Source organism: Methylobacterium sp. J-077 (genome assembly GCF_022829365.1).
In the GTDB taxonomy this organism is placed as follows: domain Bacteria; phylum Pseudomonadota; class Alphaproteobacteria; order Rhizobiales; family Beijerinckiaceae; genus Methylobacterium.
In genome coordinates this window covers 1-15,618 of the sequence record NZ_JAKSYJ010000141.1, presented here as the reverse complement: position 1 = coordinate 15,618, position 15,618 = coordinate 1, and the positions used below count along the sequence as shown (strand labels likewise).

Below are 15,618 nucleotides of genomic sequence, written 5' to 3'. Positions count from 1 at the left end.
AGGCGATGCTGCCGGTGCTCGAGGCCGTGGTCCAGACCGGCAAGCCGCTGCTGATCATCGCCGAGGACATCGAGGGCGAGGCCCTGGCCACACTGGTGGTGAACAAGCTGCGCGGCGGCCTGAAGGTCGCGGCTGTGAAGGCGCCGGGCTTCGGTGATCGCCGCAAGGCGATGCTCGAGGACATCGCGATCCTGACCAAGGGTCAGATGATTGCCGAGGATCTGGGCATCAAGCTCGAGAACGTGACGCTCGACATGCTCGGCCGTGCCAAGCGGATTCGGATCGAGAAGGAGACCACCACGATCATCGACGGCGTCGGCGAGAAGGCGGACATCGAGGGCCGGATCTCGCAGATCAAGGCGCAGATCGAGGAAACGACCTCGGATTACGACCGGGAGAAGCTCCAGGAGCGCCTGGCCAAGCTCGCGGGCGGCGTCGCGGTGATCCGCGTCGGCGGCTCGACCGAGGTCGAGGTCAAGGAGAAGAAGGACCGCGTCGACGACGCTCTCCACGCCACCCGCGCGGCGGTCGAGGAGGGCATCGTCCCCGGCGGCGGCACGGCGCTGCTGCGCGCCAAGAAGGCCGTTCAGGGCCTCTCGAACGAGAACCCGGACGTCCAGGCCGGCATCAAGATCGTGCTGAAGGCCCTCGAAGCCCCGATCCGTCAGATCGCGTCCAACTCGGGCGTCGAAGGCTCGATCGTGGTCGGCAACATCCTGGCCAACGCGTCCGAGACCTACGGCTTCAACGCCCAGACCGAGGAGTATGTTGACATGCTCCAGGCCGGCATCGTCGATCCGTCCAAGGTCGTCCGGGCGGCGCTGCAGGGCGCGGCGTCCGTGGCCGGCCTGCTGGTCACCACCGAGGCGATGATTTCCGAGCTGCCGCGCAAGGAAGCCCCGGCCATGCCGGGCGGCGGCGGCATGGGTGGCATGGGCGGCATGGACTTCTAAGGCCGCCCCGACCGCAGATACGACGGTCCGACGCGCTGCGCCGGACCGTCAATCCCGCCCGCTCAGGGCAGCGCCGCGCCCGTAACTCCATCGTGACCGCACCAGGCGGCCCGATGCGGGTTGACCCATCGTGTCGGTCGGGAGGTTATCATGGGCGTGCGCGTCGATCCGGATGTGAACGGGCTCGCGACCCCCGCGCTGCCGCGCAAGTCGAGCGCCGCCGTGCTGGCTCTGGTGACGATCCTCGCGGCCCCCGCCCCGGCTTGGGCCTGGGGTGTTCCCGGATGCACCAACCTTCCCGAATACAATCGCGCCCTCGGCGCGCTTCAGGGCATGACCAGCGCCTGCGACATGAGCGTCGAGCGGGCCCGCCAGGTTATCGCGGAACATGACGGTGTGCCCGTGGTCCAGCAGCCGGTCGCGCCGCCGCCCGGGATCCAGGCCCGGCGTCACGCGGGACGCGCCCACCACCACAGGGCCGCCCGTCATCGGCGCGCGGCCGAGCGCTAGAGCGCTCGCCGCCGAAGTGGATACCGGTTCGGCGTAAGCGAGCGCGTTCAATCAACGACTGAGAATCGAGCCCGATCGCAACGCGATCGAAAGCGGCTCTAGCGGGAACCCTCCTGCCGAGACGGCTTCCACTCCGGTCGACGCCGCTGTAGCATCGGTCTCCGCCCCACACGGCGCAGCCGAGTTGAGGAAGGGTTTCTCCGTGCGGCTCGATCTCGGTCACAAAGGCGATTGGATCGTCGATCCCCGCGCGCTGGCTTCGCGCCTGGGCGTCAGCATGGCCGCGCTCAAGCGCCAGGAGCGCCTCGGGCAGGTCGAGGCCCGGATCAAGGCGGGATCCGGTACGGATGCCGATCAGACGTGCGTGACGGTCCGGCTGCACGGCAAGGGCTGGCGGGGAACCTTCGACGGGAGCGGTGCGCTCATTGCAGAAGAGCGGTGGTGATCTGGATCTCCGCGCAGAAAGCCGCGGTGTTCGGGCAATGCGTGGTACAGACCTGAAGTGCTTCCGCCGTCGCTATCTCAAAGGACCGACATGAACGCCTTCAGATGGCTTATGGCCAAGATTATCGGCTTCCTGTTCTCGCAGACGATCGACCACAAGAACCGAAAAGCGGCTGCCGACAAGGAGGGCGGGACCTACGAGGCCGGTCCGGCTTATCAATCGGCGGGGTTCGAGGGCGATTATCACGCCGCGACCACCCTGCTGAAGCAGCGGATGAACAAGAACTTTCCGGACAATTTCCACGCGCGGTTGGGGTCCCAGTCCAACAGCATGTACGATTACGGCGAGGATCGCGCGGGCGCCGTCGACACGGCTTCGACCGCGATCGCGATGGCGTTGCGGAACGGCGCGACCGTCAGCCAGGCCGCGGAGGCGGGCGCGGCGAGCGTCGGCATCTGAGGGGCGGAAGCACCGCTTCGCCTCAGGCCTTCAAGACGCGAATCTGGACATCGCCGAAGATCACCGTCTCTGGCTGTATGTCTTCAGCGCCGCGCGTTACTTCTACCCGCGGGGTCGCGTAGCGCGCGGCGCTGGATCAGATCACCAGAGATGGCGCGGCAGCCGCCGCTTCCAGCGCTCGCCGGCCTTGAGGGTGTCGGCCTGCCGCGAGAGGCGGATCGGACGCACCGGCATCGCCGCCGGCTGAACCGTGGCGGCCGTCGCCGAAGCCGGTGTGCTCGTCGCCGGCCGCGAAATCGCGGGGGCCGCGACGAAAGCGGGTACGGGCTCGGCGACGGGCTTCGGCGCCCGCTTGGTCGCCGCCTTAGCGCGGCGCACCCGCGGAAGGCGCTCGATCGGCGCGGCCTCGTCCGCCTCCGGCGCTTCGGGCTCGCTCGCAGCCGCGAACATCGGCATGAGGCTCGGCAGCACGCGCCGGGCCGGGGCCTCGGGCTGCGCCGGCTCGGCAGGAGCGGCAGGCGCAAGCAGCGCCGCGGCCGGCTTGTCGGCGGTGGCCGCGGGGATGTCCCACCAGAGATCGTGATGTTCGCGGGGTCGCGTCGTCGTGTCGACCAGCGCGACACGGGAGGTGCGGGTATGCTTGACTTCGACCGTGAACGGCCGCGCGCTCCGGCGCTTCATGTGTGCGGAATTCCTGAAAACAACGTGCCTAATGGCTCAAAATGCGCCGGCGACGTCCGAACATCATACGGGAACGAACCGTGCGTTGTCGAGCGCGGAGATCAACAATCCTGTTGGACCACCATAGGCTTTTGTGACGACCTCAAGTGCCAACGCAACGTGGCATTGTTGAAGTACTGGGTTTCTGAGCTGCACGACCAGCGCACTGGCCCTGTACGGGTGGCCCCGTGTCGCGGCACAGGCCGCCGATCTGCGTTGGCCGAGCCTCGGTCCTCGCCGCCCAATAGACGTGCCGGACGTATAACCTGACCTGCAATCAGCTCTTGGCCGAGAACGGCCGTCGATCGTGTCGAGCACGGGATGCTCCTTGGCGATCGCCGCCGCCTCGTCGACCTCGAACAGCGTCGCCGCCCCCGATCCTTTGCGCAAAACCGTGAACAGGGGCGGCCACACGGCGCTGCCGACCGGAGCCACGACGAACACCGAACCGATCTGCCGGCTGGGCGGCTTCGGTGACTTGATCGACGGTCAGGACTTTCCGGTGCCCGCCCTCCGGAGGCACGCCGAATTGCGTCAGAATCAGGTCGAGCAGGCGCGGATCGAGCTTGCGTCCGTCGAGCAGCCCGACCGTGCTGCCCTTGAGCTTCGCGATGCTGTCGACGGCGCTGCGCCCGGGCGCGACCAAGACGATCGCGTCGCGGCGCAGGAGCGCGCGGGTCTGCCCATCCTTGGCAGCGGCATCGCTGCGGATCAGGGCGAGTCGGACATCGCCCTTGTCGAGGGCCGCTGCCGTCCCGAGACGGTCCGGCTCGTAGATCGTCCGGAAGCGCACGCGCGGATGCTGGGTTTCGAAGAGCTGCGTCAGGGCCTCGGCTGCCTGCCGGTCCTCCCCGCTGCTCTTCGCCACCGCGATATCGAGAGAGAGCAGGCCGAGCAGCCGATGGACGAGCGCGGCGACGACAGCGGCGGCGGCGATGATGCCGAGGGCGATGACAGGCGTCTTCGAACGCCGGATCATCAGTGTCGCGCCGATATGTCGAGCTAATACGATAACGTGATGACGTGGCTCAGTCTTCCTTCGTTCTGGAAACCGGCGACAGAGCATCGGCGCGGGATTTCGACCGCGTACCGATGCGCGAAGTCCAGCACAGTTCATGCGGCCAAGCCATCATGCCCGATCGGGGCGTCGGCCTCGCCATCCTGTGCCTTCCCGCGGCAGCGGTGCCTGCCGTCCCCGTGGCCGGCGTTTCATCACCGTCCGACACGCTCACCCAGGTTCAGATGCGGCGCCACCGAGCGCGGCGGCATCCGATGGGGCGGACGCAGCGGACGTATCCCGGCGCCAGCTTCGTCCGGAACATCATCCGCGGCGCGCCAGCCGGCAGCAGCGGTGGCAACGGGACGACCGGCCGCTATGCCGCGTTCAGCGGGAAACAGTCTTTTCCGGTTCGGCCCCGATCAGCCCCCTCGGTTCACCGGCGCGGGCTTTTTGTTCGGCGCAGGATGCGGCCTTTTCATGCGCGGACGGTCCCGGCGCGGGACGGCCGATCCCGGGGCATCCGCACGGCCTGCTAACCGTGGTCCGTCATCCTGCATCACGAGCCCCGTTGCGTATCGGCTCGACCGCTGGTGAGATCGGACGCTCCCCCGCCCCGTGACCAGATCGGGGTGGGGCCGAGCGGCCGGTCCACCCGGCGCACATACCATCGTCATGGTCGCGGTCTTAAAACGGCCGCCTCTTCGCTGCCCGAGTTCAAGCATGCGCCTGACCGTCGCCGCCCTGCTCGTCTGCTCCGCCACGGCCGCCTGCGCGGCGGAGCCGCTCCTGGACGGTCCCGTCACGGGCGGCGGCTTCGGGATGAGTGGCTCGGACTATTTTGGCGACATCCGCAGCCGGATGCCGTTCACGCAGGAGGCCTCGCCCCGGCCGATCGGCCTCGGCGATGTCGAGCGCGCGCGGGCGGTCCGGAAGCGTGCGGACGCGTGATACCCGGCACGGCGGCGCCCGCCTCACGGCTGAGCCGGCCCGGGTCGATCGCCCAGGATCGATCGCCTATGACGCCTTCAGGAGCGGTGCGGTCCGGTACTCGCTCGGGGTCATGCCGTAGCGATGCTTGAAGCGGCGCGAAAAATGGGCCTGACTGGCGAAGCCGCAGCCATAGGCCAGGGTCCCGATGGGGAGGTGCCGGACGCCGGGGTCGGTCAAGCGCTTGGCCGCAGCTTCGAGCCGGCGCTCCCAGATCCAGTCCGAGATGTGCTGGCCGTGCGCGTGGAACAACTCCTGCAACCGGCGCAACGATACGCCGACCGCGGCTGCGAGCTTGGGCGGGTCGAGGGTCGGGTCGCCGAGATGGGCCTCGACATAGGCCTTGGCGCGCTGGACCACGACGGTGCCGTGCAGCGCCCGGGGCACCTCGCGCGCCATCCGCTCGGCGATGCTGGCCACGATCAGGTCCGTGCCGATCGACGCCATGCGGGCGGCCGCGTCGGGCGAGAGCGTATGCTGCACCCGGATCAACTCGTGAAAGTAAGTTGTGACCAGGGCCGCCGAGGCGAGGTCCGAGCCGACGGTCAAGGCCGTGTAGCGCCGGGTAGACCACAGTGTATTCACCAAGCGCTCGCGCGGCAGCTCAAGCGATAGGGACACGCTGCCCGCGCTCGTCGTCGCCACGCTCGGCCGCTGGTCGATCACAACGAAGTCACCCGGCCGCTGCACGGAACTCCGACCATCCTGATCGATCGTTGTCGTGCCGGCGAGCCGCAAGGTTACCACGACCGCGCCCTCGTCGGCCCAGCTCCGGAGCATCTTGCCCGTCGTCTCGATCCGCTGAGCATCCTGCGAGACGCGGTACATCGCGACAGAGCCAATGACGGTGGCCTCTATCTTGGCGTCGAATGGACCGTCGTCGAGACGCTTCTGTTCGAAGAGTGCGCCCAGATCGAACAGCGTTTCCCGCCAGCGTTTGAAGCCGTCGCGGGGATGCGCCCCGGCGGTCGAAAACAATGTCTGCATGAACGGTGCTTAAGTAGTCCTGTTGTGCGGCGTCCGAGACTGCTCGCTACCGCGCACAACCAGAGTTTTCAAACTCTTCGATACGAAACCTATGATTGCGCATATATTGCGCGGGCTGTCTTGAATGCGTTGTTACCCACTCGCTGAGGTGTCGCTACCGGTGACGGACCGACCACCGTTCGGCCTCGAACACGGAGCCGTGAACGGCCGATCAGCACGTCAGGAGGCCCCTGTGGCCTGCGGGTGACGCGCCTGGATGTGATGCGGATGCCCAGTATCGTTGGGCCGCGCTTCCGGTGGCCGCACTCTGGTCGCGTCGCGCTGGCTTGTCCGGACCATCCCGCGCGTGGGTGAAGGCCGTCGTCCGCGCCTCCGAGTCAGGCCGTCGCCCGGGCCGCGCGAACCGCGCGCGGTGCGATCTCCTCGGATCGTTCGGGCAGGCGGAGCATCGCGGCGTAGTCGTCGATCGGCCGCGGCTTGCCGAACAGGTAGCCCTGCATCTCCCCGCACGCCTCGTCCGCCAGGAACCGCCGCTGGGCGGCCGTCTCGACGCCCTCGGCGACGACGCCCATCCGCAGGCTCCGGCCCAGGCTCAGCACGGCGCGCACGATCACGGCCGCTTGCGGGTCGACGCCGAGCTGGGCCACGAAGGAGCGGTCGATCTTCATCTTGTCGAACGGGAAAGCCTGCAAGGTCGCCAGCGACGCGTAGCCGGTGCCGAAATCGTCCATGCTGATCCGGACGCCGAACCCCTTGAGGCGCCGCAGGATGCTGATCGCCCGCTCCATGTCGTTGATGATGACGCTCTCGGTGACCTCCAATTCCAGCCGGTCCGGCGACAGGCCGGTCTGCGCCAGCACGGCCAGCACGGTCTCGGGCAGGTCCGGCTTCTGGAACTGTCGCGGCGACAGGTTCACCGCCACCTTCAGCGACGGCGCCCAGGTCGCGGCCTCGCGGCAGGCCTCGCGCAGGACCCAGTCGCCGAGCGCGATGATCAGCCCGGTCTCCTCGGCCAGGGGGACGAACACGCTGGGCGGAATCTGGCCGCGCGTGGGATGCGTCCAGCGCACCAGGGCCTCGAACCCCACCAGCACGCCGGAGGCGCCGTCCACCTGCGGCTGGTAATGCAGGCTCAGGGCGTTGTCGGCGAGCGCCTGCCGCAGGTCGCTCTCCAGCACCCGGCGCGCCTCCGCCTCCTCGTCCATGTCGGAGGCGAACACCCGGAAGGTACCCCGGCCCTCGGCTTTGGCCCGGTAGAGGGCGAGGTCGGCGCGCCGGTACAGGCATTCGGCGCTCGCCCCGTGCTCCGGGGCGAGCGCGATGCCGACGCTCAGGCCGACGGCGATCCGCTGTGCGCCGACCCAGAGCGGCGCCTCGAACAGGTTGATCAGGCCCTCGGCGATCGCAATGGCGTCCTGGCGGTCGCCCGAGAGCAGGACGGCGAACTCGTCGCCGCCCAGGCGCGCCACGACGCCGTCGCCCACCGCCGACCGCAGGCGGTCCGCCACGCTGCGCAGCAGGTCGTCGCCGGCCTGATGGCCGAGCGTGTCGTTGACGCCCTTGAAGCCGTCGAGATCGAGATACAGCACCGCCCCGGTGCCGCCCCGGACGGCGATGTCGGCGAGCCGCGCATCGAGGTACTCGCGGAACAAGCCGCGGTTCGGCAGCCCGGTGAGGATGTCGTGCCGGGCAAGGCGCGCCACCTCGGCCTCCGCGGCCTTGCGCTGGGTGATGTTGGTGAACGTCCGCACGAAGCCGCCATCCTGGAGCGGCACGGTCCGGATCTCGAGCACCACGCCGTTCGGGCGGACGCGCTCGTGGACATGGGCCTGTTCGGACCCGCCGCGCTCGATCCAGTCCCGGTACGAGTGGTCGGTCCGGTTGCGCTCGCGGTGGCGCAGCTGATGGCGCAGGACCGCCTTGTAGCTGGGGCCGGCCAGCATCATCGCCCGCGGCAGGTCGAGGAGCGCCAGGGCGCGCTCGTTGCACACCTGAACCAGGCCGCCGCCGTCCACCATGATCAGCCCCTGGTCCATGCTGTCCAGGGTCATGTCGAGCAGCAGCGTCTTCTCGCGCAAGGCGCGGCCCTGGCGGGCGAGGGCGGCGTTGATCGTGCGCAGATGGTCCAGCATCAGGGCCAGCGCCGCGAAGGCCAGGATCACCGCCATCATCACCGCGATGCCGCCGGCCAGGGCGCCGCGGGCGAGGCCGAGATCGGGGTTCGCCAGCATCGGGTCCGGGATCACCCGGGCCGCCGCCATGGCCAGGAAGTGCAGCCCGGCGATGGCCGCCGTCAGGATCGTCGCGGCGGTCATCCGGGTCTTGGCGTCGCCGCCGCGGACATGGACCACCAGGGCGGCCCCGGAGAGGCCGCAGCCGATCGCGGTCGCGATCAGCGCCAGCGGCGGATCCCACGCGAACCGTCCGGGCAGGACCACGCCCGCGATGCCGAGGAAGTGCATGCAGGCGATGCCGCAGCCCAGGATCAGGCCGGCGATGGCTGCGGCCCAGGAGGCATCTCGACCCGTGGCCCGACCCACGGCGCGCAGAAGCGTGAAGGCGACCAGGGCGGCCGCCACGGCGACGATCAGCGAGAGCAGCGTCGTGGCCATCTCGTAGCCGACCACGACACCGGGATCGTAGCCGAGCATGCCGATGAAATGGGTGCTCCAGATGCCCGCGCCGGCCGAGAAGCTGGCGGCCAGGAGCCAAGCGGGGGCCGAGGCGCCGCCCTTCCGGACGCGCTGCTCGAGCAGCAGGGCGACGTAGCACGAGATCCAGCAGACACAGGCAGCTAGAGGGACCACCCAGGGGGTGTGCTCATCGGTCAGGCAGGCCAGAGCGCGGTACATGGAAAGCCTCGCCGTGCGGCAACACGAAGCACGATAGCCGGCCAATACTAATCAGAAGTTGCATATTGGGTGGTGTTTCCGACGCGACTGCTGGTTTTCAGGCGTCGACCGCCTCGGCTCCCATCCCGAGCGATAACCCGGCGGTGCGGTCTTGCGGCCGGCAGGATGCGTCAGCGGCGCCGCCACGCGAACGGCGCGGTGGCTATCGTGCTTATCTCCGCCGCCTTCAGGGGCGTCGCCACGGGTCTCGTGGGCTTCGATCCATTCAAATTGGCCTGATCGATCCGCGCAAGCGGACAACCCTAGCGGTTACATGCCGTCGGCGCGCTTCAGCCATGCCGGATCGCCCGTGCCGCTGCCGGTATCCCTGCGGTAGGTGATCCCTCCTCCCAAGACGACCTTCGAGCCCGCTCGGCGCCAGCTGCGGCGGGCTCTTTTTCGTTAAGCGTTTCGCCCTACGCCTTGCCGGTGTCCGCGATCCGACGCTCCGCCCGCCGTCAACGGACGCTTTGACGGCACGCTGTGACCTCGCGCATGAAAAGCCTCTTCGCGTTCGTTGCGACCCTGATCGTGTGTGCCAGCCCGGCGCTGGCCGAGGGCGATCGGCCGGACCTGGGCTGCGACGACCCGCGGACCACGGGTTCGCTGCCGACCGAAACGTCTGGCCCGGCAGCCTTGAGGGACGAGTTCGGCAGGGTCGAGATGACGCCGCCCGAGGACAGTTGGCAGGAGCAGGCGCAGCAGAACGCGGAGCGTCGCCGGCGGGAGCGGGCCGAGGGATGTCCGGTCGATTGACGGCCGGTCGTGACGACATCCCGAACGCGTTCTCAGGCCGCTTGCCACTTTGCGTTGATCCGCCAAGCAATCACCGGCACTGTGGGTTCGGCCTCGACCGAGGCCGTCGCCATCCGGCCGGCGACGATCCGCGATCCTCGGCATCAGGCACCTGACGACGAAGGGCTACCCGACATGCGGCTTCTGGCTTTCGGCGCCTTGATGGCTCTCGCGGTCACGCCGGAGGCGTTGGCCCAGGATCCGCACGACGTCCCGGTCCAGCGCGATCTCAAGCGGATGGACCGGATCGACAAGCGTCTCGACCGCGACGGCAGCCGGCAGGTCGATCCGAACGTGACCCCGGACAATCCCGACGGCGTCGTCGGCTTCGACGGGCCGCCCTTCAACTATGGCGATCCCGGTGTCATCGACGACGGCCCCCTGCCGCCCGGCTCGCCAGCCGATACCGACGTCGAGTAGAGCCCGCTGTTTCGGATGCCCCCTGCCCTAGATGGACGCTGTGCAGACGGCCACACGCGATCAGGGGATTCACGATGGCACACGACACACCGGACGCCGATCGCGCCGCCCGTGTGATCGCCGAGAATGTCTACGCGGCCTTCTGCCGGCAGGCGACGATGCCGAGCCGCCCGCTCGAGGATCAGACGATCCTGGCGCGGCTCGTCGAGGCGATCCGTCCTCAGATCGGCAGCGGTGCTCCGGGCGGGATCGTCGAGGCGGCCAACGCGGCCCTGTCCGCGTGGGAGCAGCGGGATCCCGAGGTGCGTGGGCCGCGCGTCGTCGCGGTGAATCCGATCGATGGCGCGGTGACCGTCGGGTAGGCCGCGCGCATCGTCCTGAATACCGGAACCAGGACGATGCGCGCGGTCTTTGATTCTGAATCATCGTTTGCCGAGAGCCGGAAACCGGCTTTCGGCGTGATGCTCTGGCGCTTGGCGAACGAGGCGCAGACGGCGAAGCGATTTTGATCAGGGACGCGGAATGCGTAAGGGTCGGTCCAAATCTGGCGCATCGCAGCGCCCGCTGCCCGAGAGCCTGACACAGCATCTCTCGGATCCGAAGATCCGGGTCCTCAAGACGCCGGACGGCCGAAAGCGGCCCTCGCGCGCCGCCGGGGCGGTCCGGAAGGTCTGCATCTCGATCGTGACCCTCGCCGTCATCGTGCTGGCCGGCGGGCACCTCGTGCATGCGTGGTAGGCGAGCAGCCTCGCTGTTCCGGGCCGGTTTTTCGAGCCCTGCGCGCGATGGGTTTCGCTCAGGATCCCGCATGACGGGCCGCATCACGTGTTCGACGGCATAGGCCTACCTGAAACGAGCCCGCTCCCTATGTCAGCAGCAAGGAGCCGTTCAACCCATGATCATGATCATCATCTGCTTCCTCGCACCATGGCTCGCCATGTTCCTGCGCGGGAAGGTCTTCCAGGGCATCGTCTGCATCCTCCTTCACCTGACGATCATCGGCTGGATCCCGGCGACAATCTGGGCCCTGGTCGTCACGCGCAAGGAAGCCGCCTGACACGCCGTCCGTGATGGAGAGGAGACCCTGATGCCGCCGAAGCTCACCAAGACGATCATCGGGGCGGTCATCGCCGTTGCGCTCGCGGCGGCCGTCTCCTACGGCGTCATCAGCCAGCAGACGGCCGACCAGATCCAGACCCAGGCGAACCAGAGCCTGCAGACCGACCAGACCGCGCCCAATCCGGCGTCGCAGCAGTCCCAACCGGCGCCGCAGGCACCGAGCCCGCCGGGGACATCACCCCAGCCGTCTCCATCGCGTCCGTAGCGGGAAGGGCCGGAGGCGGAGCGATCGCCACCCCGTCCCGAAGCCGTTCCGACCTGATTGCGTCGGGTCGGCGTCCCCAAATCTCAGCTGGGACGCGCATTCTTGCGCCGAACCGGATGCCCCGTCGTCGGAATCCGTCCGAGCCCCGTCACTGGAGGGAGCTGGGCCCCGGAGACATCGAGCGTCCCGCTTCGAGCAAGGCGCGGATTTTGGCCGTCGCGTGCGCGAGGATGTCGGGGCGCGCCTCGTCGTAGGACGTTTCGGCGACGAAGCTTTGCAGCGCTCCCTCGATCCTGTCCTCGATGTCGTCCATCACCGCCAGGGCATGCGGGCCTTCCCGGCGCAGATAGGCGTCGGCGAGGGCCAGATAGGCCGCGCTGGCGAGTAGAAAGGCCACGCCGTTGGCTTCCTGCGCCTGTTCGGAGCCGGACTCGGGGTCGGCCGCTTGGTCGTCCAAGGATTTGTCGATCATCAATGCATGCCCTGCACGGAATCCATGTAGAGCATGTCTCAGTTACCGCGGCGCACACAGTTGCAATTACTGCGTATCAGCCTGATCATTCGACCAATAATTCTATCTGAGATTTGATTATCCCATAGTGGTTCGCTCTTGGGTTGTGGCAACGCCAGAGACGGCCAAGCATCCCGCGCGCGCGTCGCGAGGCGTGCGGGCGTGGCGACCTACACGATCCCGCTGCCGTCGTAAGGCCAGGGCCGATCGAGATGCGCCGCCACCGCGGCCGGATCATCCCCGACCGCACGCACGGCCGCGGTCACATCCTCGACCGGCACCTGAAGGCGGCGTGCCCAGTAGGCCGCCGAGCTCGGATCCTCGACATTCACGCGCTTCGGCTCCTGGGACAGATCGGACATGGTGGCCTCCGGCTGGAGAACCGCCCTGAGCCGGTCCGGTTCAGGGGCAGCCTGCGTGTCGCATCGATCGCGCCCGCATCCGGCCGTTACCAGCCGCCATCGAACCGGCGCGGGCCGTCATAGCCGCCGGGGCCGCGCTCATAGCCGCCGCCGTAGCCGTATCCCGGGCGGCCGCCGTAAGGACCGCGCGGACCGCCATAGCTCCACCCCCGATCGTTGGGACGGCAATGGCCCCACGGGTTGGGGTGAAAGCCCGGGCCGCAGCCGCCGGCGACGCGCTCGATCAGCCCGCCGCCGTCGGGTGGGCCGTAACCGAACGGCGCGGCGTTCGCCCCGGTCGCGGCGGCGAGCCCCGTCGCGAACACTGCGGCCATCCCGAGGGTCTTGAAGCGCACCATGACACGACCTCCTGAAACCGCCGGCTTGCAGGGCCGGACCGGATATCAGGAGAATGGAGCCGGCGCCCTGAACCCATTCCGGTCGGGTCGTTCATCAACCTGATGGTGAATGCGGCGCGATCAGATCGCGGTATGGTTTCGGCTGGACGTAGAAAAGCGGCGGGGCTCGCACCCCTCCGCAGGTCGATCCGAGCGGGCCCGTCGATCGAGCATCATCCCGAAAGGCGGTTTCCGGCTTTCGGCGACAGATGATGCCAAACCCGAGACCTAGCGCAGCGTCCCGGGTCCGATATCCGGGATGCTGCGCTGGCCGAGGCTTTGGCGTTACAGGCCCAGCAGCAGGCCGGCGGGCCCGAGAAGGGTCATCATGAGGCCACCGATGAAGGCCCCGGTCATCGCGTAGGAAAACGCCTTCAGCGCCATCCGGGGATGCCCGTTCCGCGGATCAGCAACGATAGCCGCCGGCGGTCTGGCCGTACTGCTTCACGGGGCGGGTCTGCTGATTGGCATTGCCTTCCGCCGCCGAGCTCATCGGGCAGCGGTCATACATGGGCGCGTCGTGAACGCCGAGCCCCAGCGTGCCGGTGGTCTCGACCTCATAGGGCGCAAAGCCGGTCCAGCGCGCATCGTTCGATGCCATGGCAGACGAGATCGGGGCGACGCCGAGGACAAGCGCGGCGACGGCGGCAGCGACATGGGTCTTCATAGGTAAAACACAGCTCCGACAAACTACAGACCGGCCATTCGGATCTGTTTCATCTTGTTGGAGACTAAGATGGTGCCTCACGCGCCGCCGTGACGTGACGCCCCGCACGCGGCGAGACGGATTAAACGCCGGCCCGCATCTGCGCGGCGGCGTGCAAGAACGACCCGCCCGCCCAGCTCCGGATCGGGCCGGTTGCAGGGATCAACGGGAGCCGGGGAACGGGCGTGAGGCAGCCTCGGACTACGGCGAGCGAGGCAGAGCCGGTCAGGAGCGCCCGCGCCAGCGAAGCCGCAGCATGGAGCGAGTCTCTGCATCGCGGAGGCGATTCAGCGGGAGCGTTTACCAAGTCGCGCTGCGATCGCGGCCTGCATCCGAGATGGCGGAGACGGAGGGATTCGGAGGGGCGGGTTCTTAACTCGTTGTTAATCCTGTAAGCATTTGCATTGCCTTGCGAAATCGGGACATATTCCGGGACATATCGGGGACATTGTCTCCTTCTCCGCATGTGGCCTCCATGCCTCGCAAAGCCCATCCACGGCATGCTTATCTCGAGCTTCACGAGGGCTACTACCGGGTCACCATGGGCGTGCCGGTCAAGCTGCGGCCGATTATCCGCTCGAGCCGGCTGAAGCGGGCGCTCGGCACCAAGTCGCTGATCGCCGCCAACGAACTGAAGAAGCCCGTTGTGGCGGAGTTCAAGGCGCGGATCCGGAGCGCATGGGAGGCGATCGGAGGGCAGCCGAGATCCGAGTTGGAGGAGGCCGTGGGTTGGGCGCGGATGTTGTCGGACGCTCGGGAGGGTAATGATCGCTATGTCGACCTGATCGAAGACGAGATAGTGCGGCGTACCGAGGAGATTCGGATCGAATACGCTCGGGAACGATGGGTGGATATCGAGACTGATATGGGTCTGGAGCAGGTTGAAGATCCGATACTCCACGAAAATTCCGTCGAGCGTGCTGAGAAATTCAAGGCTGTTGCCCTCGGGAAGGCGACCCCGATATCATTGCACCATGAGGAGTATCTGAAAGGTCTAAAGATCAAGCCAAGATCGTTGATGGACGATCGGAGGGCCATGCAAATTTTTCTACAATGGTGCGACGAAAGACATATTCCTCCCTATCTTGAAAGCATCACGAGGCGAAATGCCGTTAAGTTCAAGAATGAAATCATGTCGTGCACTGGGCTTGGTTGGGCAACTTGCACGAAGTATTTAGGCCGTATCAAAAAATATTGGGGATACCTTCTTGAGGGGGATCTGATACCGTCCAACGTATGGCCCAAAAAAAGGGGTTGGATCGAGAGCACGAATTCGTCGAGGACAAGGAAAGGGCGTTCTCCGACAACGAAGTGGTCGTACTTCTTACTGGAACGACCGACGTGAAGATGCGGGACGTCATGCTTCTTGCGGCGTTGACGGGAGCGCGCGTTGATGCCGTCATCGATCTCAAAGTCGGCGATTGCAGCCACGGCTGCTTCAGATTCAAGGGCCAGAAAAGGGAATTGGGTCGGCGATACGTTCCAATCCATCCCGCTCTGAACGAGATGGTCACTCGTAGGACGAACGGGAGGGATCCGAAGGAGGAACTCTTCCCGGAATGGCCAGGTCCGGTCGCTGCCGGGTCGGTCCGTGAACGCTCATCTTACTTCTCCAAGCGTTTCACGGCCTATCGTCGCTCCTTAGGCGTTAAAGATGAACGCGACGACAAACGACGATCACTTCTGAACTTCCACTCCTTCCGCCGGTGGTTCATCACGAAAGGCGAACGTGCGGGCATCAGCGGCGATCTGCTGGCGGCCATCGTCGGACACAAACGGAGCGGTTTGACGCTAGGCCATTACAGCGAAGGTCCTGAGATCAGGCAGGCTAGGCGGGCCATTTGCAAGATACAGCTTCCTCCTCTCGATGGCCGGAAGGTGGTCGAGGCACAAGCGTTAGTTCCCAGAACCAAGCCCGCTTCGTAGGTGTGGGCTGCGCGGGTCCGAAGCCTGGCTCGGCGTCATGGAATGTGACCTGACCGGCTGGCTTTGGACCGGGCTGATTGAGAGGATCAGCCAGGACCGGAGGAGTCGGACATGCGGCGAGGTCAGAAGACGAACGCGGAGCAGGTGGTGCTCAAGCTGCGCCAGATCGAGGTGCAGACAGCTCA

Annotated in this window: 21 protein-coding genes; 14 read left to right on the top strand and 7 right to left on the bottom strand. The window is 67.1% G+C overall.

Annotated features, from left to right (window positions below; genetic code table 11):
* From groEL to MKL11_RS16850, 4 genes are all read left to right on the top strand, one after another.
* Positions 1-953 (top strand): chaperonin GroEL (groEL, locus tag MKL11_RS16865; protein ID WP_243945272.1); only part of this gene is annotated, 953 nt, incomplete at its 5' end.
* Positions 954-1,103: 150 nt separating this feature from the next.
* Positions 1,104-1,463, top strand: coding sequence for a hypothetical protein (locus MKL11_RS16860; RefSeq protein ID WP_243945270.1), 360 nt, complete (start codon positions 1,104-1,106; stop codon positions 1,461-1,463).
* Between the two features lie 202 nt (positions 1,464-1,665).
* A complete protein-coding gene (locus MKL11_RS16855) occupies positions 1,666-1,908 on the top strand; it encodes a DUF6522 family protein (RefSeq protein WP_243945268.1) in 243 nt (80 codons plus the stop codon).
* 111 nt (positions 1,909-2,019) lie between these two features.
* Positions 2,020-2,367: a hypothetical protein gene (locus MKL11_RS16850; RefSeq protein WP_243945266.1), complete on the top strand. Its 348-nt coding sequence runs from the start codon at positions 2,020-2,022 to the stop codon at positions 2,365-2,367.
* Between the two features lie 141 nt (positions 2,368-2,508).
* Here the strand turns inward: MKL11_RS16850 and MKL11_RS16845 are convergent, their stop codons facing one another.
* The gene (locus tag MKL11_RS16845) at positions 2,509-3,048 is read right to left on the bottom strand and encodes a hypothetical protein (protein WP_243945264.1); all 540 of its coding nucleotides are present in this window, start codon (positions 3,046-3,048) and stop codon (positions 2,509-2,511) included.
* Positions 3,049-3,415: 367 nt separating this feature from the next.
* On the opposite strand from MKL11_RS16845, the gene MKL11_RS16840 reads away from it, so the two are divergent.
* Entirely contained in the window at positions 3,416-4,093 is a 678-nt protein-coding gene (locus MKL11_RS16840; protein WP_243945262.1) for a hypothetical protein, read from the top strand.
* Positions 4,094-4,807: 714 nt separating this feature from the next.
* Positions 4,808-5,035 carry a hypothetical protein gene (locus MKL11_RS16835; RefSeq protein WP_243945260.1) on the top strand — a complete coding sequence of 76 codons (228 nt, stop codon included), beginning with the start codon at positions 4,808-4,810 and terminating at the stop codon, positions 5,033-5,035.
* 66 nt (positions 5,036-5,101) lie between these two features.
* Here the strand turns inward: MKL11_RS16835 and MKL11_RS16830 are convergent, their stop codons facing one another.
* Positions 5,102-6,061: a helix-turn-helix domain-containing protein gene (locus MKL11_RS16830; RefSeq protein WP_243945258.1), complete on the bottom strand. Its 960-nt coding sequence runs from the start codon at positions 6,059-6,061 to the stop codon at positions 5,102-5,104.
* 377 nt (positions 6,062-6,438) lie between these two features.
* Complete coding sequence (locus MKL11_RS16825; protein ID WP_243945256.1) at positions 6,439-8,913, bottom strand: EAL domain-containing protein; 2,475 nt, start codon at positions 8,911-8,913, stop codon at positions 6,439-6,441.
* 534 nt (positions 8,914-9,447) lie between these two features.
* Between MKL11_RS16825 and MKL11_RS16820 the strand changes: the two genes are divergently transcribed.
* The 6 genes from MKL11_RS16820 to MKL11_RS16795 all read left to right on the top strand — a co-directional run bounded on the left by MKL11_RS16820 (position 9,448) and on the right by MKL11_RS16795 (position 11,491).
* Positions 9,448-9,708, top strand: coding sequence for a hypothetical protein (locus MKL11_RS16820; protein ID WP_243945254.1), 261 nt, complete (start codon positions 9,448-9,450; stop codon positions 9,706-9,708).
* A 174-nt stretch (positions 9,709-9,882) separates the two neighbouring features.
* Positions 9,883-10,167, top strand: a complete 285-nt coding sequence (locus tag MKL11_RS16815) for a hypothetical protein (RefSeq protein ID WP_243945252.1) — start codon at positions 9,883-9,885, stop codon at positions 10,165-10,167.
* Positions 10,168-10,241: 74 nt separating this feature from the next.
* A complete protein-coding gene (locus MKL11_RS16810; RefSeq protein ID WP_243945250.1) occupies positions 10,242-10,529 on the top strand; it encodes a hypothetical protein in 288 nt (95 codons plus the stop codon).
* A 160-nt stretch (positions 10,530-10,689) separates the two neighbouring features.
* Positions 10,690-10,905 carry a hypothetical protein gene (locus MKL11_RS16805; protein WP_243945248.1) on the top strand — a complete coding sequence of 72 codons (216 nt, stop codon included), beginning with the start codon at positions 10,690-10,692 and terminating at the stop codon, positions 10,903-10,905.
* A gap of 157 nt (positions 10,906-11,062) precedes the next feature.
* On the top strand, positions 11,063-11,224 hold the full coding sequence (locus MKL11_RS16800) for a YqaE/Pmp3 family membrane protein (RefSeq protein WP_243945246.1): 162 nt from the start codon (positions 11,063-11,065) through the stop codon (positions 11,222-11,224).
* 30 nt (positions 11,225-11,254) lie between these two features.
* Positions 11,255-11,491: a hypothetical protein gene (locus MKL11_RS16795; protein ID WP_243945244.1), complete on the top strand. Its 237-nt coding sequence runs from the start codon at positions 11,255-11,257 to the stop codon at positions 11,489-11,491.
* A gap of 148 nt (positions 11,492-11,639) precedes the next feature.
* Here MKL11_RS16795 and MKL11_RS16790 read toward each other — a convergent pair whose 3' ends face one another.
* The 4 genes from MKL11_RS16790 to MKL11_RS16775 all read right to left on the bottom strand — a co-directional run bounded on the left by MKL11_RS16790 (position 11,640) and on the right by MKL11_RS16775 (position 13,468).
* A complete protein-coding gene (locus tag MKL11_RS16790; protein WP_243945242.1) occupies positions 11,640-11,948 on the bottom strand; it encodes a hypothetical protein in 309 nt (102 codons plus the stop codon).
* A 224-nt stretch (positions 11,949-12,172) separates the two neighbouring features.
* On the bottom strand, positions 12,173-12,364 hold the full coding sequence (locus MKL11_RS16785) for a DUF3606 domain-containing protein (protein ID WP_243945241.1): 192 nt from the start codon (positions 12,362-12,364) through the stop codon (positions 12,173-12,175).
* Positions 12,365-12,450: 86 nt separating this feature from the next.
* Positions 12,451-12,762 carry a GCG_CRPN prefix-to-repeats domain-containing protein gene (locus MKL11_RS16780; protein WP_243945240.1) on the bottom strand — a complete coding sequence of 104 codons (312 nt, stop codon included), beginning with the start codon at positions 12,760-12,762 and terminating at the stop codon, positions 12,451-12,453.
* A 445-nt stretch (positions 12,763-13,207) separates the two neighbouring features.
* Positions 13,208-13,468 carry a hypothetical protein gene (locus MKL11_RS16775; RefSeq protein ID WP_243945239.1) on the bottom strand — a complete coding sequence of 87 codons (261 nt, stop codon included), beginning with the start codon at positions 13,466-13,468 and terminating at the stop codon, positions 13,208-13,210.
* A gap of 514 nt (positions 13,469-13,982) precedes the next feature.
* Here MKL11_RS16775 and MKL11_RS16770 point away from each other — a divergent pair.
* Together MKL11_RS16770 and MKL11_RS16765 are read left to right on the top strand one after the other, a co-directional pair.
* Complete coding sequence (locus tag MKL11_RS16770) at positions 13,983-14,852, top strand: DUF6538 domain-containing protein (RefSeq protein WP_243945238.1); 870 nt, start codon at positions 13,983-13,985, stop codon at positions 14,850-14,852.
* A 2-nt stretch (positions 14,853-14,854) separates the two neighbouring features.
* On the top strand, positions 14,855-15,433 hold the full coding sequence (locus MKL11_RS16765; protein ID WP_243945275.1) for a tyrosine-type recombinase/integrase: 579 nt from the start codon (positions 14,855-14,857) through the stop codon (positions 15,431-15,433).
* Positions 15,434-15,618: the final 185 nt, after the last annotated feature.